General features: G+C 66.6%; 19 protein-coding genes. 4 read left to right on the top strand and 15 right to left on the bottom strand.

The annotated features are described in order from the left end of the window. The first annotated feature begins 124 nt into the window (after window positions 1-124). Window positions 125-3,622, top strand: a complete 3,498-nt coding sequence (locus G6N66_RS11010; RefSeq protein WP_085232788.1) for an MMPL/RND family transporter — start codon at window positions 125-127, stop codon at window positions 3,620-3,622. Here G6N66_RS11010 and G6N66_RS11005 read toward each other — a convergent pair. The 6 genes from G6N66_RS11005 to G6N66_RS10980 form a co-directional block, all read right to left on the bottom strand. Beyond that, window positions 3,611-5,350 (bottom strand): AMP-binding protein, encoded by a 1,740-nt coding sequence (locus tag G6N66_RS11005; protein ID WP_085232812.1) that lies wholly within the window; start codon window positions 5,348-5,350, stop codon window positions 3,611-3,613. The two genes, G6N66_RS11010 and G6N66_RS11005, sit on opposite strands and share 12 nt — an antisense overlap. Before the next feature lie 98 nt (window positions 5,351-5,448). After that, window positions 5,449-6,276 (bottom strand): glycosyltransferase family 2 protein, encoded by an 828-nt coding sequence (locus tag G6N66_RS11000; protein WP_085232787.1) that lies wholly within the window; start codon window positions 6,274-6,276, stop codon window positions 5,449-5,451. Window positions 6,277-6,287: 11 nt separating this feature from the next. Then, window positions 6,288-7,040 carry a GAP family protein gene (locus G6N66_RS10995; protein ID WP_085232786.1) on the bottom strand — a complete coding sequence of 251 codons (753 nt, stop codon included), beginning with the start codon at window positions 7,038-7,040 and terminating at the stop codon, window positions 6,288-6,290. A gap of 84 nt (window positions 7,041-7,124) precedes the next feature. Next, on the bottom strand, window positions 7,125-8,024 hold the full coding sequence (locus G6N66_RS10990) for a hypothetical protein (protein WP_085232785.1): 900 nt from the start codon (window positions 8,022-8,024) through the stop codon (window positions 7,125-7,127). 18 nt (window positions 8,025-8,042) lie between these two features. After that, entirely contained in the window at window positions 8,043-8,621 is a 579-nt protein-coding gene (locus G6N66_RS10985) for a methyltransferase domain-containing protein (RefSeq protein WP_085232784.1), read from the bottom strand. Between the two features lie 61 nt (window positions 8,622-8,682). After that, a complete protein-coding gene (locus G6N66_RS10980; protein WP_085232783.1) occupies window positions 8,683-9,726 on the bottom strand; it encodes a polysaccharide pyruvyl transferase family protein in 1,044 nt (347 codons plus the stop codon). Window positions 9,727-9,917: 191 nt separating this feature from the next. Here G6N66_RS10980 and G6N66_RS10975 point away from each other — a divergent pair, with 191 nt between their 5' ends. Next, window positions 9,918-10,958: a polysaccharide pyruvyl transferase family protein gene (locus tag G6N66_RS10975; RefSeq protein WP_085232782.1), complete on the top strand. Its 1,041-nt coding sequence runs from the start codon at window positions 9,918-9,920 to the stop codon at window positions 10,956-10,958. A gap of 8 nt (window positions 10,959-10,966) precedes the next feature. Here G6N66_RS10975 and G6N66_RS10970 read toward each other — a convergent pair whose 3' ends face one another. The 5 genes from G6N66_RS10970 to mutA form a co-directional block, all read right to left on the bottom strand. Beyond that, a complete protein-coding gene (locus G6N66_RS10970) occupies window positions 10,967-12,700 on the bottom strand; it encodes a PE family protein (protein WP_085232781.1) in 1,734 nt (577 codons plus the stop codon). Between the two features lie 85 nt (window positions 12,701-12,785). After that, the gene (lipL, locus tag G6N66_RS10965; RefSeq protein ID WP_139825189.1) at window positions 12,786-14,072 is read right to left on the bottom strand and encodes an esterase/beta-lactamase LipL; all 1,287 of its coding nucleotides are present in this window, start codon (window positions 14,070-14,072) and stop codon (window positions 12,786-12,788) included. A gap of 63 nt (window positions 14,073-14,135) precedes the next feature. Further along, entirely contained in the window at window positions 14,136-15,107 is a 972-nt protein-coding gene (gene meaB, locus G6N66_RS10960; RefSeq protein WP_085232779.1) for a methylmalonyl Co-A mutase-associated GTPase MeaB, read from the bottom strand. A 67-nt stretch (window positions 15,108-15,174) separates the two neighbouring features. Next, window positions 15,175-17,436, bottom strand: a complete 2,262-nt coding sequence (gene scpA, locus G6N66_RS10955) for a methylmalonyl-CoA mutase (protein ID WP_085232778.1) — start codon at window positions 17,434-17,436, stop codon at window positions 15,175-15,177. Between the two features lie 2 nt (window positions 17,437-17,438). Then, entirely contained in the window at window positions 17,439-19,304 is a 1,866-nt protein-coding gene (mutA, locus tag G6N66_RS10950) for a methylmalonyl-CoA mutase small subunit (RefSeq protein WP_085232777.1), read from the bottom strand. Between the two features lie 168 nt (window positions 19,305-19,472). On the opposite strand from mutA, the gene G6N66_RS10945 reads away from it, so the two are divergent. Continuing rightward, complete coding sequence (locus G6N66_RS10945; RefSeq protein WP_085232811.1) at window positions 19,473-20,204, top strand: TVP38/TMEM64 family protein; 732 nt, start codon at window positions 19,473-19,475, stop codon at window positions 20,202-20,204. Window positions 20,205-20,232: 28 nt separating this feature from the next. Here G6N66_RS10945 and G6N66_RS10940 read toward each other — a convergent pair whose 3' ends face one another. Further along, window positions 20,233-21,372 (bottom strand): SPFH domain-containing protein, encoded by a 1,140-nt coding sequence (locus tag G6N66_RS10940; RefSeq protein ID WP_085232776.1) that lies wholly within the window; start codon window positions 21,370-21,372, stop codon window positions 20,233-20,235. Window positions 21,373-21,398: 26 nt separating this feature from the next. Next, window positions 21,399-21,833 (bottom strand): NfeD family protein, encoded by a 435-nt coding sequence (locus tag G6N66_RS10935; RefSeq protein ID WP_085232775.1) that lies wholly within the window; start codon window positions 21,831-21,833, stop codon window positions 21,399-21,401. Between the two features lie 57 nt (window positions 21,834-21,890). Between G6N66_RS10935 and G6N66_RS10930 the strand changes: the two genes are divergently transcribed. Next, complete coding sequence (locus G6N66_RS10930) at window positions 21,891-22,766, top strand: hypothetical protein (protein WP_085232810.1); 876 nt, start codon at window positions 21,891-21,893, stop codon at window positions 22,764-22,766. Here G6N66_RS10930 and G6N66_RS10925 read toward each other — a convergent pair. Then, window positions 22,763-23,761 (bottom strand): ferrochelatase, encoded by a 999-nt coding sequence (locus tag G6N66_RS10925; protein WP_085232774.1) that lies wholly within the window; start codon window positions 23,759-23,761, stop codon window positions 22,763-22,765. The two genes, G6N66_RS10930 and G6N66_RS10925, sit on opposite strands and share 4 nt — an antisense overlap. Window positions 23,762-23,767: 6 nt before the next feature. Next, window positions 23,768-24,574 (bottom strand): NADH-dependent enoyl-ACP reductase InhA, encoded by an 807-nt coding sequence (gene inhA / locus G6N66_RS10920; RefSeq protein WP_085232773.1) that lies wholly within the window; start codon window positions 24,572-24,574, stop codon window positions 23,768-23,770. Between the last annotated feature and the right edge of the window lie 6 nt (window positions 24,575-24,580).

Raw genomic sequence — 24,580 nt, 5'->3', positions numbered from 1 at the left:
GGTCGTCCCAGATCCGCATCTCCTGGTCTTCGGCCGGCGCTCAGAGTAAGTATTTCGTGAGGTAGTGCGCGATCAGGCCCCGCGAATACCGGGTTAATTGTAGAGTCGACGGGTGTCACGCCAGATGGACACAACTGACGTAGCCGCGGGGGGGATCTTCCAGCGGTTAGGCGATTTTGTTGCGCGCCGGCCATTTTTAGTGATCGCGTTCTGGATCGCGCTCGCGGCGGTCTTAATGCTGGCGTTGCCGCCCCTCCCCGAGGTCGCCGCCAAAAAGCAGTTGCCCCCGTTGCCCGATTATGCGCCGACGATGGTCACCGCCAAGGCGATGAACGACGCATTTCATGAAACGGGATCCGGCTCACAATTGATGGTCATTTTGACCGATGAGAAAGGCCTTTCGCCGGCCGATGAGGCGACTTATCGCACATTGATCGACAACCTGCACCAGGATACGCAGGACAAAATGTCGGTGCAGGATTTCCTCAGTGCACCGCCAATGAAGGAAATCCTGGCCAGTAAGGACAATAAGGCCTGGAATCTGCCGATCAATATGCCGGGTGAGGTGGCGGCACCCGAGACGTTGACGACGTACCAACACGTTTATCAGATCGTCAACAAAACGCTTGCCGGAACCACGCTGACCGCCCACTTCGCCGGTGGCGTGGCGACCACCGCCGACATCACCATGTACGGCGAACACGACGCCCACCTGGTCGAGATTGGCACCGGGGTTCTGGTGCTGCTCATCTTGTTGATCATCTACCGAAACCTCGTCACCATGTTGGTGCCGCTGGCCACCATCGGGTTGTCCTTGGCCACCTCGCAGGGCGTCATCTCCGGGCTCGCCGAGGTCGGTTTGCCGATCGGCATCCAGACCATCATGTTGATGACCGCGGTATTGGTCGGGGCGGGGACCGACTACGCCGTCTTCCTGATCAGCCGCTATCACGACTACGTGCGGCAGGGCTTGGACTCGGACGAAGCGGTCAAAAAAGCCTTGATGTCCATCGGCAAAGTGATTGCCGCGTCCGCGGCCACGGTCGCGGTCACGTTCATCGTGATGCTTTTTGCCGAGCTGGGTGTGTTTTCGACTGTCGGCCCGGCGATTTCGATCTGCATCGTGGTGGCGTTCCTGGCCGCGGTGACGCTGCTTCCCGCCATTTTGGTGCTGACCGGCCGCCGTGGCTGGATCAAACCTCGGCGCGACCTGACCACCCGGTTCTGGCGTAAGACCGGCACCCGTGTGGTGCGCCGACCCCGGATTCACCTGGTCGCGAGCGCTACCGTGCTTCTCCTGCTGGCCAGCTGCGTGAGCCTGGTGAAGTTCAACTACGACGACTCCAAGTCAATCCCCGATTCCGCCGTCAGCGTCGACGGATTCGACGCGCTGGATCGGCACTACCCGCCGAACTCGATGACTCCCGAGGTACTCCTGGTCACCTCGCCGAAGGACTTACGTTCGCCGGCCGCACTCGCCGACCTCGAGCAGATGGCGCAGCGGGTCACCCAAGTTCCGGGGATCACGATGATACGGGGTCTGACCCGACCCAACGGCGGGCCGCTCGAGCAGACCAAGATGTCGTATCAAGCCGGTGAGGTGGGCGGCAAGCTCGACGAGGCCTCAACCGTGATCCACGATCACGGAGCCGACCTCGACCGGCTGGCCAACGGCGCGCGGCAGCTGGCCGATGCGCTCGCCATGGTGCGGGGGCAGGTCAACGGGGCCGTCGGCAGCGTCAGCTCGCTGGTTTCCGCGCTGTCGGCGATGGAGGCCGCGATGGGCGGCGACAGGACGCTCAACCAGATCGACCAGACCGCGCAGCTCGTCGGGCGGATGCGGGCACTCGGCGATGCGATCAGCGCGAACATGGCCGATGCATCGAACACCGCCGCCTGGGCCAACCCGATGCTGAATGCGCTGAACACCAGCCCGGTGTGCTCCGCCGACCCGTCCTGCGTGAACTCGCGCAACGAGCTACAGGCTCTGGTGAACGCGAACAATAACGGGACCCTGAACAGCCTCAACGACCTCGCGCGTAACCTGCAGGCGACCGGAGGCCTGCAGACCATCAGCCAAACCCTGGGTCGGCTGCAATCATCGCTGAACCAGGCCGTCGCGGCGGTGCGGTCCACCAACGGGCTGCAGGCCAAGATCGGCCAGATGCAGCAGGGCGCCAATGCCCTCGCCGACGGGAGCAAGGCCATCGCCGATGGCGTGCAGGCGCTCGTCGACCAGACCAAGAAGCTGGGGTCGGGCCTCAACGAGGCGTCGGCATTCCTGCTGGGAATGAAGCGCGATGCGAACACGCCGTCGATGGCGGGGTTCAACATTCCGCCACAGGTGCTGACCGCGGATGAGTTCAAGAAAGCCGCCCAGATCTTCATTTCGCCCGACGGGCATGCGGCGCGCTACTTTGTGCAAAGTTCCTACAAGCCGTTCACCACCGCCGCGATGGACCAGGTGAACGAAATCCTTGCGGCCGCGCGGTCGGCCCAGCCGAATACCCAGCTGTCGGACGCCACCATCCAGCTGGCGGGGGTACCGACCGGGCTTCGGGACAACCGCGATTTCTACAACGGCGACATCCTGTTCATCGTTTTCGCGACCATCCTGATCGTGTTCCTGATTCTGGTCGCCCTGTTGCGCGCCATCATCGCGCCGCTGTATCTGATCGGGTCGGTGCTGGTGTCATTCCTGTCGGCCATGGGCATCGGCGTCATCGTGTTCCAATTCATCCTCGGCAAGGAATTGCATTGGAGCCTGCCCGGATTGACCTTCATTCTGTTGGTGGCGATCGGGGCCGATTACAACATGCTGCTGATCTCCCGGATCCGTGACGAGTCGCCGCACGGAGTGCGGGTGGGCGTGATCCGGACGGTGGGTTCGACTGGCGGTGTGATCACGTCGGCGGGGCTGATCTTCGCCGCATCGATGTTCGGCCTGGTGCCCGCCAGCATCAGCATGATGTCCGAGGCCGGGTTCATCATCGGCGTCGGAATCGTGCTGGACACGTTCCTGGTGCGCACGATTACGGTGCCGGCCCTGGCAGCGCTGATCGGACAGAAGAACTGGTGGCCCTCACGCTTGGGATCAAGGGCTCCGCAGCGGCGGAAACATGCGTCGAAGTACCGGCTGCCGGCATGGGCACTCCGGCTGCAGGGTCGCTTTGGGCGCAAACCCGGTGTCGCCGATGCCCCGCCAGTTTCGCCCCCAGCGGCCGCCAGCCCGAGTCCGAACGGGCACGCAACCGACGAGCCCGTCGGCGACCACGCGCTGCCGTTGTTCAGCCTGAGCGCCCCGGTCAATGGAAGCAATGCTCACCTGAACCCGACGCTGGCCACCGCAATCGGGGACTTGTCGCATCACGCGCTACCGCTGTTCGGGCCAAACCCGAAGGCGCTCAACGGCAATGGTCGGACCAATGGCGGCGCCAACGGTCACAGCAACGGTCACACCAACGGCCGCAGCAAGCGACCCACCCGGACTTCTCCGGCGACCGGCGCCCGGGAGGAGATCGCGCTGGACTCCCCGGCGATCACCGATGGCGCCTCCGAGCATGCACTGCCACTGTTCGGCGCTAGCGGGCCTGCGATCAACAGCGCCGCATCAAGCGTCTAAGCGGCGGAACGCACCGTCGAGGTAGAGCCGTTCGCATTCGGCCCGTCTGACCTTGCCGCTGGTGGTGACGGGAATCGAGCCGGGGCCTACCAGAACAACATCGGACGTGGCCAGACCGTGCGCATTCGATATCGCCGAGGTGATCTCACGCTTGACGCGGCCCAGCCGCTCCGCGATGTCTTCGTCCGGATCGGATGACTTCTTGAGCTCCACGATGGTGACCAGCTTCTCGATGCCCTGATCCGGAACCCCGATGGCCGCACACCGGCCCCGGGTGATCTCGTGGATGGTCCCCTCGATGTCGTCGGGAGAATGGTTGCGCCCGTACACAATCAACAGGTCCTTGATGCGGCCGATGATGAACAGCTCGCCCTCGGAGAAAAAGCCAAGATCTCCGGTTCGCAGCCAAGGCGCCTCGGGCGTCCCGGCGGATGCGTCGAGAATCGTTGCGCCGAACGTGTCCTCGCGGTCGGCGGGTCTGCCCCAATAGCCCGTACCGATGTTGTCGCCATGCGCCCAAATCTCACCGACGGTTCCCGCGGGGCATTCCGTCCTGGTCTCGGGGTCGACGATGCGCACGAGCGGTGACCGCGGGACGCCGTAGCTGACCAACGGCGTCCCGACCCCGCTGGCGCACCGCTTGGCGTGCCCGGCGCTCAACTTGTCGGACTCGAAATTCACGATTTCCGGGGGATGGCCCGCCGCCCGGGTCGCGATGTACACCGACGCCTCGGCCATTCCGTAGGCCGGGCGGATCACCTTGTCCTGCAGGCCGAATCGCGCGAACCGCTCGGTGAAGCGCCGCAGCGTCGCGGGCTGCACCCGCTCGCTGCCGTTGAGGATGCACACCACGTCGCCGAGATCAACCCCGGCCATGTCCTCGTCGGTCACCTTGCGTGCGGCCACTTCGTAAGCGAAGTTCGGGGCGGCCGAGAAGGCGCGACCGGTATTTGCCATCAATTGCAGCCACCGGGCCGGCCGCTGCAAAAACGAGGCCGGGCTGGTGAGCGTCGTGCTGAACCCGTTCACCACCGGGAGAATGATTCCCATGTAGAAGCCCATGTCGTGATACAGCGGCAGCCACGAGACTATGCCGGTGCCCGGCGGCGCAACCCCGCCATGGTCCGAGAAGAAGTCGGCATTGATCTGCTTGAAGTTGCTCACGATGTTGGTGTTCGTGATCATCACGCCGGCGGGCGTGCGGGTCGATCCGGACGTGTATTGCAGGTATACGGTTTCTGCCGAGCTAGCGCCCTTCGGCGGACGCGCTTTTCCCGAGTCGAGGTCGAGCGAATCCACTTCGATGACCGACGGGGCGGGCTCGCCGGGCTCCGGCTTGATGTATTCGCCGAGATGGGGCGCGACAGCCGAAGTCGTGAGGACGACCGTCGGTGACGCGTCACGCATCACCGAACTGGCGCGCTCATCGCTGGCACCGCCCACCGGAACTGACAGCGGCACCGCGGTAAGTCCGGCCTGAACGGCCGCGAGGAAGGAAACGACATAGTCGAGTCCCTGTGGGGCGAGAATGACGGCGCGGTCATCGGTCGAGCCGGAAAGCCCGATCTGCTCGGCAAGGTTCAGGGTCCGCCGATACAACTGCGACCACGTCAGGGTTTCTGTTACGCCGTCCCAATCGTGTTCGTAATCAACATAACTGAAGGCCGCATCATTGGGCTGTAGACCAGCGCGCTCGCGCAGCACGGCGGGAAGCGAAAACGTTACCACGGAGGTCACATTACCTTGGGTTGTCGGGATAACTGTTCAAAAGGCCTGCATACGTACCCGCACGCCGCCCCGTCGCCGGGGCGGCCGTCAACGGATGGTCAGTGGTCGGTGAGAAAACGAACCAGGCCGTGCTTGCGGATCAGATAAACCACCGCCTTGTTTTCCCATTTACTGCGGTTCTTGCCCCTGACGTCGATGTGGTGATGAATGACGCTGATGCTTGGATCGAATTGCCGCTTGACGCCCATTTTTTCCAAACGTATTGCCAGATCCTGCGCTTCGTGGGACCGCAGCACGGGGTCATAACCGCCGAGCGACCTGAACACGGTGGAGTAGACAAGCATGTTGCCCTCGTGCACCCAATACGCGGGGGCCGCGGTGGGGGCGGCCAGGATGTCGGGCCAATCCTTGGCGATTGGCGCCGCCACGCGGTGCACGGCGGCGGCGAGACGCGGCCTGTCCCGGAAGCGATCGACGACGACGTGCGCACCGGACAACGTGCCCCACACGGAGAACACGGCGCCGTAGTTCAACGGTTCTTGGCTGCCGTCGTTGCGGCTGACCAACCCGCCGATCAAGCCGACGCCGCGGTCGGCGTAGCGTTCGAACAGTCCCCTGGCGACCGTGGGGATTTCGGCTGTTTCCAGGTCCATGTCCGCGTCAATGAAATGGATGATCACGCCGTCGTCGACCTGGTCGATGATTTGATTTCGATTGGCCCCGGCGCCCCTGTTTTCCGGGTTGCGCACCAAGGTGACTTCGTCGCCGAACTCGGCGACCACATCGACGGTGTCATCGGTGGAGGCGTCATCGAGCACGAAAACCCGGTCGTAGCCCTGCGCCAAGACCTGTGGGATCAGGTTGCGGAGGCTCTCCCCCATGTTGAAGTTCGGGATGGCCGCGACGACCGGTTGGGCGTTGGCCATCGTGCTCCGGCTTAGAGGCAACCCACGCCGTTGGCGATCAACATCACGCCGAACGCGCCAAGGCAGGACAGGAAGATCGGCCGACGGTGGACGCGCAGCCCGTTGTGCACTCGCGTCACCACCGTCCGCGTCTTCGACGGGGCCGCCAGGTAACAGATCAGGGGGATCTCGGCGATAGCGTAGGCCACCAACAGGAACAGCAGGACCGCGCTGGCCTGCGTCCCGGCGGTGGCTCCGGACGCCAAGATCGCCAGCACGGCCGGCCAAAACTCCAGGGGCGGCGCCGAGGTGGCCAGGCCCGCCATAAAGGCCATACCCACCGACCCGTTTTCGACCAGGGTGGTCCACGATCCCCGCACCAGGGCCCGCACCGAAAGGGCGCTGGGCGGGTCCGGCTGCAGCTCCAAGCCGGAGGGGCCGCCGACCGGTACCGGCACGGGCGCTAGCGGCGCCATCTGCCGGACCCGCGAACGCGCAACCAGCATGGCGGCGATGGAGATCGCCAGCACGCCGAAGGCGATCTTGATCGGCGGCAGGGCCGGGCTTGACGTGGCAAACCGCACGGCCTGCACGATCCTTGGCAGGTAGTCGCGCAGCAATACCATCCCGACCAGAGCAAGTGCTCCACCCGAGAGGACCAGCCCAGCCCAGAACGCCAGCAGGTTGCGGAACGGCCGCGGCAACGCAACCAGCATGGCGGCGACCCCGATGCGTGTCGGTTCCACCGCGCAAATGAGCGCGAAAAACAGGACCGTTCCCCACATGCCGGTAAACCCTACCGGGACGCCGTCAGTTTCGTTGTGTTACGGGCAAATTTGTTAGCCACTCCGACGCGCTGACCTGCATCGTCACTGCGACGGGACGGTGGGATTGGTCGGCGGCTTAAAGTTCTCCAAATACGATTTCGGCTGCATAAACCCCGGCCGTTGAAATCTGAGGTCCGGCTTGAGTGCCGCGGGTCCGAGGGCGGCCCACACGGTCGATGCCCTGCTTCGTGACGGGCGCAGGGCGAAGTCGCGGTACAGGTGAGAGCGGTAGGGCAACGCCGGGCCGGCAAGCGGATTACCGGAGTGGTTTTCGCCCGTACCGACGTGGTAGACCGCCGCGGGGAACGGCACCGGCTCGAGCGTGCGCCCGTGGCTCTTCCACCAGTCGAAGGCGTATCCGTGTTCCAAAACGTTTTCCAGTCGCTCGCCGAAGGCGTCGGCGATCTCCTGCTGCGTCGCGGCAACGGTCAGCTCCGGCGGGACGTCGTACGCGTCGAACGGGATGATGAACGAGGTTCCGCAGTAGCGGTAGAAGTTGCGGCGCAGCCGGTAGGAGTTGCGGGTGCGCGAGTATTTCCAGCCGCGCGTGATCACCCATCCGGCGTGCCCGGGACGGGCGTTGACGAAGGCCGCCAGCTCGCGATGCACGAAATCGTCGGCGTCGACCGGCATGACGTATTCCGGGCCGTATACGCGCGCGGCGATCAAAGCGATGGCCATCTTGGTGCCCTTGTCCCAGATCACCGGGGCGGGGCCGGTTTGGGGACCCTGGTGCGTGGAGGGCGGCGGGAAGTCGACCTCCACGAAGACGACCCGCTCCGGCAGCGGGAACGCCGGACGTTGCACCCCGACGATGATCACCAGGTAGTCGTCGGAGGTCTGCTGCGTGAGCGAGGCCAGCGTGTCCTGCAGCAGGGCCTCGACCTGGCCGTAGTCGGCCGAGTTGTGGGGATGCCGCAAGGTGGTGAGGAACGCGAGCATCGTGGTGTACCCCTCAGTTCACGCCGCGGTGGGGCCGCGCGAGAAGGCGAACACGCGCTGGTTTTCCCAGTTGTCGTCGTGTATCAGCTTCAACCCCCGTTCGGTGAACAGGGACCGAAACTCCTCTTCGCGGTAGTCGTTGACCCAGCCGTGGCGCAGGCGGGCGACCTTCTCGACGAGGGCACGCGGTGACTTGCCGTTGGCCTTCGCGCAGGCGTACGTCACGACGAACATCGAGACGTATTGCGACAGCCAGTCCAGCACCGCCGGAACATCGCGCACGTACTCGAGCACTCCGATGATCACCGCGACGTCGTAGACGTCCGCGCCCAGATCTGGAAGAGGCCTTTCGTTGAGGTCGCAAACCAGCGTTCCCGGCCCGCGGTCGACGACGTCGGACGGCTGGTAGGTGCATGACGGATCGAGATACTTCTCCAAAAGCCGCTTGGCCGCACCGAATTCGATGACCCGACTGTTGTTCGGCACCAGGGCGGCAACCATTTTGGTCCGAGGTTCCCACGATGCGTAGATGTTGCGCGGATCCGACCAGCGTTCGCGATCCGTCCTCTTGACAAGGGTGGTGAAGACCCTCAACATACGGCGGCACCCTCGTTCGCTGAAATCCGTTGCTCCATCACACTTACGTCCTTATCCGTCCTTATCCGCCCGCAAGCCCCAAGTGACGTCCGAGAGCAGCGTACTCGGCCTGCAGACGTTGCCGTAGCGTTGCGACGGCGGCGTGCGTCTTGACCCTGATCGTGGCCGAATCGGCGAGCGCGCTGGCGACGTGGTCGACCACGGCGGCGCTAGTCAGCCGGTCGGTGCGGATCAGCGACCGCTCGTCGTCGATAGACAGCGCGAAATCTCGGCACTTCGGCAGGTACTCCAGCGACACCACCGGCGTATCGGACAGCGCCGCCAGGATTCCCGCGTGCAATCGGCTGACGACGGCCACCGAGCAGCGCGCCAGCTCGCGCGCGGCCGCGTTCGCGTCGGCCGGCCGCACAATATCGGCGGGGATGCCGTCGAGCGCGCGTTCGGTCCAACGCTTGTCGGCGGTATTCATCAAGATGCCGACGAACCTGTGGCCCTGCGATGACAGTTGCCTTATGGCACTCGACATTTCGTCGGCGACCCTGGTTGGGTCTTGCCCCCACAGGTCGTCGTCGCCGAAGCCGAGATTCAATCCGATCAGGCCATCCTCGGGGCGGGCATCCGGCCGCGGGAGCAACAGCGCCGGATCGCCGGATACCTGCACGTTCAACCCGGCATCGGACAGCAACTCGGCGCTGCGGGGCCCGCGCACGGACACGGTGTGGAACTTCGAAAGTATTGGTAACCAGTGCTTCAGCTCGTCTTTGGCGGAGGCGTTGGTGCGCCGGTCGAAGACCGGATCATCGACGCCCACGCCGATCGCGTAGCTCCCGTTGTTTCCGGTGAGCGCCAGTCCCCGGCTGATCAATCCGCGGAAGTATTCCGTCCCGACGACCGTGCCGCCGCCCACCACCTGCGTGCTGCGCCGCAGCCTCCGACTCTGCCCCGTCGCGAAGGCGCGGAGCCTTTCGTGGGTAAACCGCGGCAGGTCGAGGAAGGTCGCCCCCGGGAGCTGCCCGCGGACCGCGTCGTAGATCGCGTCGTCACCGAGGTTGCCCATCCCGTGCCAGCCGACATAGGCGACCAGGGCATCCGCCGCGCTCGTCATTGTGCCCCCTCACCAGAGCGCGGGCAGACCCGCGCTGCCGACCACGAGGTAGCTTAGTGGTCGGCCGGGCGAGCAGCACCACTTTTTGGCGTTCCTCACCGGAGCCGCCGCACGACCAGTCAAAACATCCCCACCGTCAGAAAGATCCGCATGAGTCTCAGCCCGTTGACCCAACCAGTGCAGGTCGTGAAATGACGAGCGCGCGCGACCCCCTGGTTGGCTACCTGGGCTGGCATGGCCGGCACAATCTCGGCGATGACGCGATCTATGACGCGGTGCGTTCGCAACTTCCCGGGGCGACGTTTCTGGATGTGCCATGGTCTCCGCTGGATACGATCCGTTCTGTCGCAACAGGTTTACACCGGAGACTGCGACGCAGCACGCAGGTAGTGGGTGGTGGCACGCTGGTGGGCAGGCTGCACACCAGGCTGGTGATCGGTCGGGGCATGGCGCTCACAAGAAAGAACGGAAGCTACGCGATCGGCATCGGCGTCCATGACCCCGTCTTCGCCGGACGCAGGAGCGGATCCGACAAAGACGAGTTAAAGCGTTGGTTACCAATGCTTTCCGAATTTCACATCGTCTCCGCGCGGGGACCGCGAAGCGCCGAACTGCTGTCCGACATCGGCCTCGATGTGCAAGTTTCCGGTGACCCGGCGCTCGTTCTGCCGCGGCCCGACGTCGTTCCGGAAGACGGCCTCATCGGCTTGAACCTGGGCTTTGGCGATGACCTTTGGGGGCACGATCCGGCCGCGTTGTGCCATGAGATGTCGGTTGCGGTCAAGCAACTTTCGGCCGAGGGCCATCGCTTTGTCGGCATTCTGATGAATCATGACGACCGGCGTTGGACCGAACCAGCACTCAGCGGCATTGGCGCACAGATCGTCCGACCGCCCAACGCCAGCGCCGCCGCGCGCGAACTGGCCCGCTGTTCGGTAGCCATCGTGACCCGGCTGCACGCCGGGATCTTGGCGTCGCTGTCCGAAACGCCGGTCGTGTCACTGGAATACCAACCGAAATGCCGGGACTTCGCCCTGTCCATCGACGACGAACGGTCGCTGATCCGCACCGACCAACTGAGTAGCGCCGCTGTGGTCGACCGCGTTACCGCCGCGCTCGCCGACTCGGCCGCGATCAGGACCAAGACGCGCACGGCCGTCGCAACGCTACGGCAACGCCTCGAGGCCGAATATTCCTCTCTGGCAAGTCATCTGGGCCTCGACCGACCCTAACGATCGCCTCAGATGGCCTGGCCGATGATCGCGTTCTCGATTTGCGCGAGCCACATGTACAGCACCAGCGTGGCCGCGATCGGCCGGCCGACCGCGTTCACCAGCCCCAGCACGGGCTGGCCGGCGAACGCCTGCGCAATGCCGTCCAGGAAAAGGTTGACGTCGTACGCCGGAACGCTGACCAGGGCGGCACTGAGGACGTCCGCGGTCGGCTGCAGCGCGCCGTAGAGGTTCGACGCGGCACCGGAAATGGTGTCGGCGGTGTTGGTGATCGCCGTTTGCAGGTCTGTGATGAACGACGCGGGCGTGAGCGCGGACACCTGGGTCAGCGCCGTCCCGGGGTTGACCAACACGGTCGGCAATCCCCCCGTCGCCGACGAGGAATGCAGCAGCGAGTTCACCGACGTCAGCGTCACCGGGTTCGGGCCGGTTCCGGTGAAATCGCCGATGAAGTCGTGGATGCCCTGCTGGGCCCCGGGTCCGAGCAGCCCCAGAAGCTCCTGATGGGCGCTCAGCGACGGGAACAACCCGAACTCGGTGGGAATGTTGGCCGGGCCCGTCGACCAGCCGTAGAGCGGGTCGCCGTACCCCATGTTCACCAGGTACGTCAGATCCGGTTGCAGCAGATCGGCGATCGGGTTGCCGATGATCGGGACGTTCCGCAACCCGTCCAACAGCGGCAGGTTGTCGGTCGGAATGATGTAGTAGTCGGTCAGGGTGGGCCCCGATGTCGACAAGTGAATGGCGTTTTGCACCTGGGTCGGCGTCAGGCTGGTGTATTGGAAGTGCGTCGAGCTGGCAAATGCATTGAGGTCCGACAGGATGTTGAGCGGATATTGGGGGAAGTCCGCCCAGCCGTCGTACTCCATCGTGTAAATCGTGGTCGGGTAGGCGTTCGAGGGCGTCGCGCCGTAGAAGTCGATGCCCAGCGCGCTCATGTTCAGTCCGGCGAAGCGTTCGAAGATCCCGCCGTTGGGGTTCATCAGATCGCCGATCAGCACGAAGTGCACGTCCGAACTCGGCACGCCCGCGGCCTGCAGCGCCCGCATTTCCAGCGAGGCGATGACCGCGCTCTGCGAATAGCCGAAGACACCGACCGGTGTGCCGGAGGAGATGTAGGGCTGCAGCGCGTTGTCCAGGATCTGCACGCCCTGTGACACCGACGCGGACAACGTCAGCTGCTTGACGTTGCCCAGCGGGTAGAACTCCTCGGGCGTGTTGAGGCCGAGCGGGTTGGTTCCGGGCAGGTTGGGCTGCAGGAACAGGTTGTTGACGGTGTTCAGAAAGCCGCTCGTGGGTATCTGCATGCCGGTGCCGCCCATGACCAATGTTGTTGCCACGTCGGCCAATTGATCCGCCACGCTCGCCATCGCGCCGCCCGATGATGCGCCGGTGGCGATCAGCGAGCGTCCCAGCAGTGACTGGATGTCCTGGCGCGCGGTCTGCAGCAGCGCCGTCGCGTTGGCGCCTTCAGCGGCCGCATACGATGCCGCGTTGGCGCCCAGGGTCTGAACCAGGTGCTCCTGGAACGCGGCCGCGTGCGCGCCGAGCGCGTGATATTCCTTCGCGTACCTGCCGAACAGCGCCGCGACGGCCTGCGACACCTCGTCCTGGGCGGCGGGGACCAGTCCGGTGGTCGCGGCCGCCGCCGCGGCATGCGCGTCGCTGACCGTCTCGCCGATATCGGCCAGGTCCGCGGCCGCGGTAGCCAAAATCTGCGGGGTCGTGATCAAAGACGACACCCCATACCTCCCACCCCGGTCAGCGGTTGATCACCCCTCGGGAAGCGATCGTATCGGTTCGGCCGGCGGGGCACCGCGCATCGGGTCAGCCGGCGACGGCCCCCGGCTCCGAGAACGAGGCTCCGAACTCGGTCACCGGCCGGAAGCCGCGCTTGCGGGCCTGCTGGGCCGCGCGCCGGGCCAGATTGCCCAGCGTGGCCAGCCCGGTGTGGTCGGCCACCAAGAACGGCGTCAGCAGCCTGTTGTGCACGTAGGCGAATGCCATCCCGGTCGAGGGATCGGTCCAGCCGACCGAGCCGCCCAACCCGGCGTGACCGAAGCCCGGCATCACCCCGGCGAACGGCACACTGTGGTAGCCGAGGTGGAAAGACAAGGGCACGAAGATGTTTCGGTCCCGCTGCCAACTAGGCCGCCCGGTCAGCCCGGCGACGATCCCGCGGGACAGGAACCGGGTGCCGTCGATCTCGCCGCCGTTGGCGATCGCGCCGTACATCCGCGCCAGGGCGCGGGCGGTCACCACCCCGTTCGCGGCCGGAATCTCGCCGTCCAACAACGGGATATCTCCCTGCGCGGCGGCAATCAGGCCGGGGAAGTACATCGAACGGAATCCACCGGACAGCTGATAGGCCGCCTTGCGCGCCACATAGTTCACGGCGCGATTGCTGCGCAGCCGCTGCGGCATGATGATCTCGGCGGGCCGGGTCGGCGCTTCGGCGGGTGGGCGGCCCAGATACATGCCATCGGTGCCCAGCGGTTCGGCCAGTTCCTCGCGGATCAGCGTGCGCATGCCCTTCCCGGTCACCGCGCGGGCCAGCCCGGACATCAGCCAGCCGTAGGTCAGCGCGTGGTAGGCAGGTTTGCCCAGCAGTCGTCCGGGGCGTGCCGCGGCGAGGCGTTCTTCCATGACGACGTGATCCAGCAAGTCTTGTTGGCTCGCCCCCCGCAGACCCGACAGGCCGGCCTGGTGCCTCATCACCTCGCGAACGGTCATGTCCGCCTTGCCGTTAGCGCCGAACTCGGGCCAGTACTCGGCGACCGGGGCTTCGTAGTCGATCAGCCCGCGGTCGGCGAGCCGGTGAATGACGGTCGAAGCCATACCTTTAGTTGCCGAAAACACCATCGGCGCAGTATCTGCGGTCCATGGCAGTTTGCCACGCCGGTCCGACCAGCCGGTCCACACGTCGACGACGGGTTGGCCGTCGAGATAGACCGCCAGCGCCCCGCCGCCGAATCGGCGCGCGGGAAACAGCGCGGAGAACGCGCGAACGACGCATGAAAAGTGTGGGTCCGCCGCGCCAGACACACGATGACCTGCGTCAAGGGCATCATGAGATGGGACCGCGCGGAGATCGACCCTGGTTTCCGCCTTCACCCTGTTGAATTTACGTCGAACGGACGCGTCGCACGGGCAAACAAAGATTAAGTTACCTTTCCGTTAAAGCAAGGCCGCCTTCAGAATTTGCTGGGCCGCCAGCGCGGGCGTCAACTCCCCCGCCTTGACCTGGCGCTCCACCCCGGCACGGATCTTGCGCACCTCGGGGTTGGACAGCACCCGGTCCAGCACCGTGTCGCGGACCATCTGCCAGGTCCAGTCCACCTGCTGGGCCCGTCGGCGCGCCTCGAACTCACCGGCGTCGGTGAGCACCTCGCGATGGCGCTCGACGGTCTCCCACACCTGCGTGAGGCCCGTGCCCTCCACCGCACTCATGGTGAGAACCGGTGGCAGCCAAAGGGTTTCGCGCGGATAGATCAGCCGCAGCGCCGACTTGAGCTCGCGTGCCGCCTTGCGCGCCTCGGCCAGGTGCGCCCCGTCGGCCTTGTTCACCACCACGATGTCGGCCAACTCCAGCACACCCTTTTTGATGCCCTGCAGCTGATCGCCGGTGCGCGCCAGGGTCAACAAAACGAAGGTGTCGACCATGTTGGCCACCGCCACCTCGGACTGGCCGACACCCACGGTTTCGATCAGGATCACGTCAAAACCGGACGCCTCCAACAGGACAACTGTCTCGCGGGTGGCCTTTGCCACCCCGCCCAAGGTTCCCGACGTCGGGGAGGGCCGAATGTAGGCGTCCGGGTGCTGCGCCAGCCGCGCCATCCTGGTTTTGTCGCCGAGGATCGATCCGCCCGTCCGGGTCGAGGACGGGTCGACGGCCAGCACAGCCACCCGGTGGCCCCGTTCGATCAGGTCCATGCCCAGCGATTCGATGGTCGTCGACTTGCCGACCCCGGGGACCCCGGTGATGCCCACGCGATGCGCGTTTCCCGAGTCCGGCAGCAGCTCGAGCAGCAGCTGCTGGGCCCGCTCGCGATGGTCGGCACGGGTGGATTCCAGCAGCGTGATGGCCCGAGGGAGGGCCGCTCGATCACCGCTTCGGATGGCCTCGGCGAGGTCCTGGGACGTCATCCGGCTTTGACTCTGCGCTCAGGGTGCGGCGTTCTCGCACTTTGTCGCCATATCCGCAGAGTCAACATCAGTCCAGGTTGTAGCCGAGCCGCTCGGCGAGCTTGTGCAGCAGGCCGATGGCGGCCTCGGCGATCACCGTGCCGGGCGGGTAGATGGCGGCGGCGCCGGCCTCATACAGCTCGTCGAAGTCACCGGGCGGGATGACGCCGCCCACCACAACCATGATGTCGGGTCGGCCGACCTCGGCCAGCGCGTCGCGCAGCGCGGGCACCAGCGTCAAATGCCCGGCGGCCAGCGAGGACACCCCGACCACGTGCACGTCGTTGTCGGCGGCCTGGCGGGCCACCTCCTCGGGGGTGGAGAACAGCGAGCCGACGTCCACGTCGAATCCGATGTCGGCGAAGGCCGTGGCGATCACCTTCTGACCGCGGTCGTGCCCGTCCTGGCCCATCTTGGCCACCAGAATCCTGGGGCGGCGACCGTCGGCCTCGGCGAACTTCTCGACGAGTTCGGTCGCGTCGGAAAACGAAGTCATGTTTCCGCCTCCCGATGCTTCGTCGCGGTAGACCCCGGCGATAGTACGGATCTCCGCCTGGTGGCGGCCATAGACCTGCTCCAACGCGTCGGAAATCTCGCCGACGGTCGCCTTGGCCCGCGCCGCGTCGATGGCCAGCGCCAGCAGGTTGTTGCCCAGGCCGTCCGCACCGGCACGCCCATGAGCGGCCGCGGCGCGGCTCAGCTCGGCCAGGGCGGCGTCGACGGCCTGTTGGTCCCGGTTTGCCCGCAGCTCCTGCAGTTTGGCCAGCTGCTCGGCGCGGACCCGGCTGTTCTCGACCTTGAGGACCTCGACCTCCTGGTCCTCCTCGACCCGGTACTTGTTGACGCCCACCACCGGCTGCTGACCGGAGTCGATGCGGGCCTGGGTGCGCGCGGCCGCCTCCTCGATGCGCAGCTTGGGGATGCCGTCGCTGATGGCCTGGGCCATGCCGCCGTGCTCGGCGACCTCGGCGATGTGCGCTCGGGCGCGTTGCGCCAGTTGATGAGTCAGCCACTCCACGTAGTACGAGCCGCCCCACGGGTCGATCGGCCGCGTGGTGCCCGACTCCTGCTGCAGCACCAGCTGGGTGTTGCGCGCGATCCGGGCGGAAAAGTCGGTGGGCAGCGCCAACGCCTCGTCCAGCGCGTTGGTGTGCAGCGACTGGGTGTGGCCCTGGGTCGCGGCCATCGCCTCGATGCAGGTGCGGGCGACGTTGTTGAAGGCGTCCTGCGCGGTCAGCGACCATCCCGAGGTCTGCGAATGTGTGCGCAGGGACAGCGATTTCGCGCTCTTGGGGTTGAACTGCGCGACCAGCTCGCTCCACAGCAGCCGGCCGGCGCGCAGCTTGGCCACCTCCATGAAGAAGTTCATCCCGATGCCCCAGAAGAACGACAGCCGGGGCGCGAACTGGTCGATGTCCAGCTCGGCGTCCAGCCCCGCCTTGATGTAGTCGACGCCGTCGGCCAGCGTGTAGGCGAGCTCCAAATCGGCTGTGGCACCGGCCTCTTGGATGTGGTAGCCGGAGATCGAGATGGAGTTGAACTTCGGCATCTTGGCGCTGGTGTAGGCGAAGATGTCGGAGATGATGCGCATCGACGGCTTGGGCGGATAGATGTAGGTGTTGCGGACCATGAATTCTTTGAGGATGTCGTTCTGGATGGTGCCGGCCAGCTTCTCCGGCGGCACCCCCTGCTCCTCGGCGGCCACCACGTACAGCGCCAGGATCGGCAGCACGGCGCCGTTCATCGTCATCGACACCGACACGGCGGACAGGTCGATGCCGTCGAACAGCTGTCGCATGTCGAGAATGGAATCGATTGCCACACCGGCCATTCCGACGTCACCCTGAACCCGGGGATGGTCGGAGTCGTAGCCGCGGTGGGTGGCCAAATCGAAGGCGACCGACAACCCCTTCTGGCCGGCGGCTAGGTTGCGGCGGTAGAACGCGTTGGAATCCGCGGCGGTGGAGAACCCGGCGTACTGCCGGATCGTCCACGGCTGGTTGACATACATCGTCGGGTACGGCCCGCGCACGAACGGCGGCTCGCCCGGGAAGCTGTGCAGCGGATAGCCTTCGGCCTCGACGGCCGCGCGGTCGGCGCCGATATAGACGGGCTTGACGTCGATGTTTTCCGGCGTCTGCCACACCAGCTGAGCGGGCTCGTACCAGTGCGCCGCGGCCGCCGCGGCGACGTGTTTTTCCACCGCGGCCTCGGTGGGCGGCCGCACGGCACGCTCGCCGCTCAGCGGAACGTCGGCGAAGCTGCCGATGACGGGTGCGGTCGTCGTCATTGCTAGGCCCCCAACCGAGTCAGCAGGTTCGAAAGCGCTTCGACCGCATTGATTTTCATGGTCAGATACTCGTCGGGCCGATGTTCGGCAGCGCCGATCGCCCGCTCCGGCCCGGCGAGGTAGAGCCGCTCAACGCCGGCGTTTCGGGCCGCGCGCACAGCCGCCTCGGCCTCGTCGGCGTAACGCTGGTCGGTGCCGCAGATCACGGCGACCACCGAATCCGCATTGGCGACAGCCCCGGCCACACTGTCGGCATCGACCGTGCCCGGGTTGATCGCCTCGATGCCGCCCGACGCCAGCAGGTTCGCGGCGAACGTCGCCCGGACGTTGTGCTCGGCCAGCGGACCCAACGGCAGCAACAGCGCCTTGGGACGCGCGCCGGTGCGGGCCAAAAAGGCGTCCGAGCGATCGCGCAGCGCCTCGAAGTCGGCGGCATAGCGGGTCAGGATTCCCGCCAGGGTTTGCGAATCACCTTGCGCCAGTGCGGGTTCGTTAAGGTTGGGAAACTCGTTGACACCGGTGATCGAGGTCCGGCGATGCGCGATGTCGTCGGCGCGGCGGGCCGCTACCGCGGCGATCTGGCTGGCGACGAAGTCACGGGCGTCGGCGAAACCCCCACGCGCCTCGATCTCCTGGAAGTGCCCCCAGGCCTGTCGGGCCAGCTGGTCGGTGAGGTCCTCGACGAACCACGAACCGCCCGCGGGGTCCAGCACCCGTCCGACGTGTGACTCCTCCAGCAGCAGCAGTTGCGTGTTGCGGGCGATCCGGCGCGCGAAGCTTCGCGCCGTGCCGGGGAAACCGCCCGGGATGGCCATGTCGAACGGGAAGACCAGCAAGGTGTCGGCGCCACCGACGCCGGCGCCGAACGCGGCCAGCGTGGTCCGCAGCATGTTCACCCACGGGTCGCGCTGGGTCATCATGGGCAGCGACGTCTGGGCGTGCACGGTGGCGCCGCCGCTGTCCGGCTCGCCGACGACCTCGGCGACGCGCGCCCACAGCCGCCGCGCGGCCCGGAACTTGGCGATCGTCATGAACTGGTCGTCGTCGGCGGCCAGCCGGAAACTGATCTGCCGCAGCGCCTGGCCCACCGGCAGCCCGGACGCGGTCAGCAGCCGCAGGTAAGCCACGCCGGCCGCGACGCTGCCGGCCAGCTCCCACGTCGCATTGGCGCCCAGATTGTGGAAGGCAGGCCCGTCGACCGTGATCGCCCGCACCCCCTGCACACCCTCGTCCGAGGCCACCCGCGCCGCGACGGCGACGACGTCCCCGATCGCGGGGGCGGGACGATCGCTCAGCGCCGCGGTCAGCGGGTCGGCCCCCAGGTCTACCGACAGCGTCGGGCGCTGGTCGGCTTCCACCCGGGCGACCAGCGCCAGCATCGCATCGCACGCGGCCGGGTAGTCCGCACCCGCGTCGAGGATCACCGGCGCCATGCTCAGGTACACGCCGTCGAGCAGGTCGTCGAGTTCGTCCGGCGCCACACCGGATTCCCCGATCAGGATCAGCACGGCGCTGACCCCGTCGCCGAGCGCCCCCAGCAGCGCCGCGTTGGACTCACGCGCCCCGGCCCCTCCGGACGGAAACGCTTCGACGACCTTCCAGCCCGACTTGACGTCCCGCAACGCGTCCCCGCCGCGCAGGTACGGCCACTCGCCGGGCAGCGGCGGCTCCGGCAGCTCGTCGAACGCGGTGTAGAGCGGCTTGATGACGAACCCGTCGTAGGTGGAGGCGTCCAGCAGGTGCTCGGGTTCGTCGCCTAACTCGGCGGGTTCCTTACGCGCGCTCTTGGCCAGCACTCCCGCGACGGCGCTGCGCCAGCGCCCGCGAACCTGTTCCAGGTCGGCACGCTCGGGTACGTCAATGGACACCGACTGCTCCTATTTGTGCTGGTCACGTCGCGGCAACGGCACGGTTGCTCCATATTGCTTCCAGATGTGACTTACTAAGAAGGCTAATTGATTGCAAGCTCCGAATAAGCGTCGAGGCGCGGCGATCGGGACGATGCACCCCGGCGCCCCGTAACCTTGGAAGGCGTTATGGTCCCTGCCACCGCGAAAACCACCAGTACGCTGCGCGATTTTGCCGGCGCGTTCGCCGCCGCCGCGCGTCAGGTGTCCCGACCGAAGCGCGTCGCGATCGTGGCCGGAATCACAATCGCGGTGGCCGTGGCGCTCTTCGTTCCGGTGCCCACCGCGGTGCAATTGCGGGACTGGGCGGAATCGGTGGGCCCGTGGTTCCCGTTGGCGTTTTTGCTCGCCCACATCGTCGTCACGGTGGTGCCGGTGCCCCGCACCGCGTTCACATTGGCCAGCGGGTTGCTGTTCGGCCCCGTGCTCGGTGTGGTGATCGCGGTGGCCGCCAGCGCCGCCAGTGCCGTGCTGGCGGTGGTGCTGGTGCGCGCGGCCGGGTGGCAGTTGAACCGCCTGGTCCGGCACCGCGCCGTCGGCACCGTGGACGAGCGGTTACGCGATCGGGGCTGGCGGGCGGTGTTGTCGCTGCGCCTGATCCCCGTGGTGCCGTTTTCCGCGCTGAACTACGCCGCGGGCGCTTCCGCCGTCCGGTTGGTGCCCTACACGCTGGCCACCCTGGCCGGTCTGCTTCCCGGCACCGCCGCCGTGGTGATCCTCGGTGACGCGCTCGCCGGCCACGTCAGCCCGATGCTCTACCTGGTCTCGGTGTGCACCGGGGCGCTGGGATTGGCCGGGCTGGCCCTGGAAATTCGCCACTACCGGCGGCACCAGATCCGGCTGACGCGGGCGGGGGCATGACCCCCAACGACGCCAACGCGCGTGGGCGCTACGGGGTCAACTCCGGCGGCTGCACCGGTATCACCTGGGTGCTGTCCGGGCGGCCGGTGGCCGGCGGCGCGATCGCCGAGGTGGCGTCGGAGGCAAACCAGCTCGCGACCTCGGCGTCGTCGTCCCCGTCGGAGGCGTGCTTGGGCGCATCGTCGACCGGTGACGGCTCGAACCGGAAAACCCCGTCCGCGCCCGGGCTGCCCAACAACTTGGTGAAGCCCTGCAGCGCCGCGCTGAAGTCGCTGGGCACCACCCACACCTTGTTGGCGTCGCCGCGGGCCATCTCCGGCAACGTCTGCAAATACTGGTAGGCCAGCATCTCCGGGGTGGGCCGGCCGGCCTTGATCGCGGCGAACGTCTTCTCGATGGCCTTGGCCTGGCCCTGCGCCTTGAGGTAGGCGGCGGCCCGGTCGCCCTGGGCGCGCAGCATGCGTGACTGCCGGTCGGCCTCGGCGGACAGGATCGCGGCCTGCTTCGACCCCTCGGCGGCCAGGATCTGCGCCTGCTTCTGGCCCTCGGCCTGCATGATCGCCGCCTGCCGGGTGCCCTCGGCGGTCAGGATCATCGCCCGCTTCTCCCGGTCGGCCTTCATCTGCTTTTCCATCGAGGCCTGAATCGAGGGCGGCGGGTCGATGCTGCGCAACTCCACCCGCGCCACCCGCAGGCCCCACCGGCCGGTCGCCTCGTCGAGCACGCCGCGCAGCTGGGCGTTGATCTGGTCGCGGGAGGTCAGCGTCTGCTCCAGTGTCATGCCGCCGACCACGTTGCGCAGGGTGGTGGTGGTGAGCTGCTCGACCCCGACGATGTAATTGCTGATCTCGTAGACCGCCGCCTGGGGCACGGTGACCTGGAAGTAGACCACGGTGTCGATGTTCAGCGTCAGGTTGTCCTCGGTGATCACCGGCTGCGGCGGGAACGACACCACCCGTTCCCGCAGATCGATACGCGCGCGGATGCGGTCGATGAAGGGCACCAGCAAGGTCAGCTGGCCGCTGACGGTGCGGCTGTAGCGGCCCAGCCGTTCGATCACCGCGGCCTCGGCCTGCGGTATCAATGCAACCGATTTGGCCACCACGATGACCGCGAAGATCACCAGCACGAGAAACAGCAACAGACCAGCTACCGCGCCACCTTGCATTGCGATGCCTCCTACTTCCCAGAGGGTCAGATGTTCCTGAATACCACCGCGGTCGCGCCGTCGATGTGCATAACGGTGACCGACTCGCCAGGTTCATAGACTTCGGCATCGTTGAGCGGGCGCGCGGTCCAGAGCTGGCCGTCGAGCTTCACCTGACCCTGGTCGCGGGTCACGCGGTCCAGCACCAAGGCCTTTTTGCCCTCCAGCGCCTTGATGCCCGTCTCGCGCCGCTCGGGCGGCGTCAGCCGCCGGCGCAGCGGGGGCCGCACCAGAACCACCAGCAGCACCGAAACGATCAGGAACACCACGCCGTCGCCCAGGATCGGCCAGTCGGTGACCCAAGCGGTGCCCGCCGCGGCCAGCGCGCCGCCGCCCAACATCAGCAAGAACATATCGCCGGTCAGCGCCTCCGCAGCAGCCAACGCCACCGCGAAGATCAGCCAGCTCAGGGCCACCAGCATGCGGACAGAATACGCGTGATCCGCCTTCTGGGGGCCGAACAACTACACTGCGAGATCATGTGGTGCCCGAGTGTTTCGCTGTCCCTGTGGGCCAACGCCTGGCTCGCGGGCAAGGCCGCGCCCGACGACGTGTTGGACGCGCTATCAGTCTGGGCGCCAACGCAATCGGTCACCGCGTATGACGCCGTCGCTGCCGGGCACACCGGACTGCCGTGGCCCGATGTGCACGACGCGGGCACGGTCAGCCTGCTGCAGACGCTGCGCGCCGCCGTGGGCCGGACGCAGCCCGGGTCGCGGGGGGCGATCAACATCGTGCTGCCGGTACCGGGCGATGTGCGCGGGTTGGCCCCGGGCACACAGTTCGAGCAGGATGCTCTGACCGCGGGCGAGGCGGTGATCATCACCAACCCGGATGATCCCGGCGCCGCCGTCGGACTGGTCCCCGAGGTCTCCTACGACGAGCCCGACGAGGAAGCCGGGGCGGGGCCCGAATTGTGTGCGCTGTCTTGGATGGTGTACTCGCTGCCGAGCGCACCGACGTTCGAGCATCACGAGTTGGGGGACGCCGAGTACGAGCTGCGATCGGCGGTGCGGTCGGCGGCCGACGCGCTCGGCAGCATCGGTCTGGGATCCGCGGCGTCCGACATCGCGGACCCGCGGGGACTCGTCGAGCAACTGCTGGAATCCTCACGGCAACACCGGATTCCCGACCACGCGCCGTCGCGCGCGCTGCGCGTGCTGGAGAATGCCGCGCACGTCGACGCGATCATCGCGGTGAGCGCGGGGTTGAGCCGATCGCCCGGACCCGCCGGCCCGCAATCGTCCTCGGAGGTCCAGATCGCCAACGATGCGCTGCGCCCGCTCGGTGCGGTGGTGCGCTCGGCGCGAATGGCCGCCGTCAGCGCGATCTTGAACTCGGCCTGGTCCGCCTAGTTTTCCGGCGCAGCGCAATGCGGCGGTCGGCACGGCGCGCCGTTGACGACGGCAAGGCAAGTCGGTACCGGATCGGGGCTGCTGACTCGCACCGGCGGCCTGTCGTGACGCAGTTCGTCGATGAGATCTGTTGCCAGTTGGGCGAATCGGCGATCCGCGTTGGGCGTGGCGGCCCGCGCGAACGCGATTCCCGCAGCCTCGGCTTGCGCGCGTAGCTCATGGTCGAGATCCCACACCACTTCGATGTGGTCGGCGACAAACCCGATCGGGCATACGACGACGGCGTTACCGCGTAGTGCTTTGAGATGGTCGGCGACATCGGGCTCCAGCCACGGAACCTGCGGTGGGCCCGACCGGGACTGCCACACGACGTCGTAGTCTTCGTAGCCCGCCGCGGCGGCGACCAGCCTTGCGGCGTAATGGACTTGGCGGCTGTAGAGCGAGGGTCCGCAGCGGCGGTCCGCGGCCACCGGGACCGAGTGCGCGGTGAACACCAACCGCGCGCCGGCGGGCACCGTGCCGGCGGCGGCCGTGACGGCCTCGGCGAACATCTCGACGAACAGCGGATGGTCGAAGTAGGTCCGCAGCTTGACCAGTTCGGGTGCGTCAGGCCCGGCCGCTTGCCGCGCGCGGGCGATGTCCTCGACGTACTGGGTGCAGCTGGAATAGCCGCTCCACGCCGAGGTGGCGAAGACCGCTGCCCGACGAACACCGTTGTCACGCATGGTCGCAACGGTGTCTTCGATGTAGGGCTCCCAGTTGCGGTTACCGAAATAGACCGGCAGGTCCTGCGCCGCTTGCAGTTGGGCGATCAGCGCGCGGTTGATCCCGTTGATCGGCGACACCCCGCCGAAATGCAGGTAGTGCTGGGCGACTTCGTCGAGTCGCTCGGGGGGCACGTTGCGTCCCCGGGTGACATTCTCCAGGAACGGCCGCACCTGCTCGGGACCCTCCGGCCCACCGAACGACAGCAGCAGGACGGCGTCAAAATCCATTGGCTTTTACAGCAATTGGGTGCTGGCGCCGCCGTCGGCGTAGATGATGGTGCCGGTGGTGGCCGGCAGCCAGTCAGAGAGCAGCGCGCACACCGTCTTCGCCACCGGCGTCGGGTCCTTCATGTTCCAGCCGATCGGGGCGCGCTGGTCCCAGCCCTCCTCGAGCAGCTGCATTTGGGCTCCCGCTTCCTCGCCGAGCGCGCCGCCGACGATCGCGCTCATCGCCAGGGTCCGAATCGGGCCTGCGGCAACCAGATTCGAGCGGACACCCGATTTGCCGGCCTCGCGAGCCACGAACCGATTGACCGATTCCAGCGCACTCTTGGCGACGGTCATCCAGTTGTACGCCGGCATCGCCCGGGTCGGGTCGAAGTCCATGCCGACGATCGACCCGCCAGAATTCATAATCGGCAGTAGCGCTTTGGCCAGCGAGGCATACGAGTACGCCGAGATGTGGATGCCCTTGGACACGTCCTCGTAGGGCGCGTCGAAGAACGGGTTGATGCCCATGCCGGTTTGCGGCATGAATCCGATCGAGTGCACGACACCGTCGAGCTTGTTGCCCTCGCCGATTTCGGCGGTGACCCGGTCAGCCAGGCTGTTCAGATGTTCCTCGTTCTGCACGTCGAGTTCGATCAGTGGGGCCTTCTCCGGCAGCCGGTCGGCGATGCGCTGGATCAGCCGCAGCCGGTCGAATCCGGTGAGCACCAACTGCGCCCCCGCCTCCTGGGCAACCTTGGCGATGTGAAACGCGATCGAGGAGTCGGTGATGATCCCGGTGACCAGGATCCGTTTGCCTTCGAGCAGTCGCATATTCGT

The sequence above is a fragment of the Mycobacterium conspicuum genome, from assembly GCF_010730195.1.
Taxonomy (GTDB): Bacteria; Actinomycetota; Actinomycetes; order Mycobacteriales; family Mycobacteriaceae; genus Mycobacterium; species Mycobacterium conspicuum.
Note: the sequence above shows the minus strand (reverse complement) of the source record. Positions and strands in the feature narration are given on the sequence as shown.

What these genes read in the sequence shown, in the direction of transcription:
- inhA (WP_085232773.1), bottom strand. Translation starts at nt 24,574, where the DNA reads ATGCGACTGCTCGAAGGCAAACGGATCCTGGTCACCGGGATCATCACC.
- G6N66_RS10935 (WP_085232775.1), bottom strand. Translation starts at nt 21,833, where the DNA reads ATGCTGGTGGCCCTGAGCTGGCTGATCTTCGCGGTGGCGTTGGCTGCT.
- scpA (WP_085232778.1), bottom strand. Translation starts at nt 17,436, where the DNA reads ATGACGACGACCGCACCCGTCATCGGCAGCTTCGCCGACGTTCCGCTG.
- G6N66_RS10975 (WP_085232782.1), top strand. Translation starts at nt 9,918, where the DNA reads ATGACGAGCGCGCGCGACCCCCTGGTTGGCTACCTGGGCTGGCATGGC.
- G6N66_RS11000 (WP_085232787.1), bottom strand. Translation starts at nt 6,276, where the DNA reads ATGGCCAACGCCCAACCGGTCGTCGCGGCCATCCCGAACTTCAACATG.
- G6N66_RS10930 (WP_085232810.1), top strand. Translation starts at nt 21,891, where the DNA reads ATGTGGTGCCCGAGTGTTTCGCTGTCCCTGTGGGCCAACGCCTGGCTC.
- G6N66_RS11010 (WP_085232788.1), top strand. Translation starts at nt 125, where the DNA reads ATGGACACAACTGACGTAGCCGCGGGGGGGATCTTCCAGCGGTTAGGC.
- G6N66_RS10995 (WP_085232786.1), bottom strand. Translation starts at nt 7,040, where the DNA reads ATGTGGGGAACGGTCCTGTTTTTCGCGCTCATTTGCGCGGTGGAACCG.
- G6N66_RS10945 (WP_085232811.1), top strand. Translation starts at nt 19,473, where the DNA reads ATGGTCCCTGCCACCGCGAAAACCACCAGTACGCTGCGCGATTTTGCC.
- G6N66_RS10980 (WP_085232783.1), bottom strand. Translation starts at nt 9,726, where the DNA reads ATGACGAGCGCGGCGGATGCCCTGGTCGCCTATGTCGGCTGGCACGGG.
- G6N66_RS10925 (WP_085232774.1), bottom strand. Translation starts at nt 23,761, where the DNA reads ATGGATTTTGACGCCGTCCTGCTGCTGTCGTTCGGTGGGCCGGAGGGT.
- G6N66_RS10990 (WP_085232785.1), bottom strand. Translation starts at nt 8,024, where the DNA reads ATGCTCGCGTTCCTCACCACCTTGCGGCATCCCCACAACTCGGCCGAC.
- G6N66_RS10985 (WP_085232784.1), bottom strand. Translation starts at nt 8,621, where the DNA reads ATGTTGAGGGTCTTCACCACCCTTGTCAAGAGGACGGATCGCGAACGC.
- meaB (WP_085232779.1), bottom strand. Translation starts at nt 15,107, where the DNA reads ATGACGTCCCAGGACCTCGCCGAGGCCATCCGAAGCGGTGATCGAGCG.
- G6N66_RS10940 (WP_085232776.1), bottom strand. Translation starts at nt 21,372, where the DNA reads ATGCAAGGTGGCGCGGTAGCTGGTCTGTTGCTGTTTCTCGTGCTGGTG.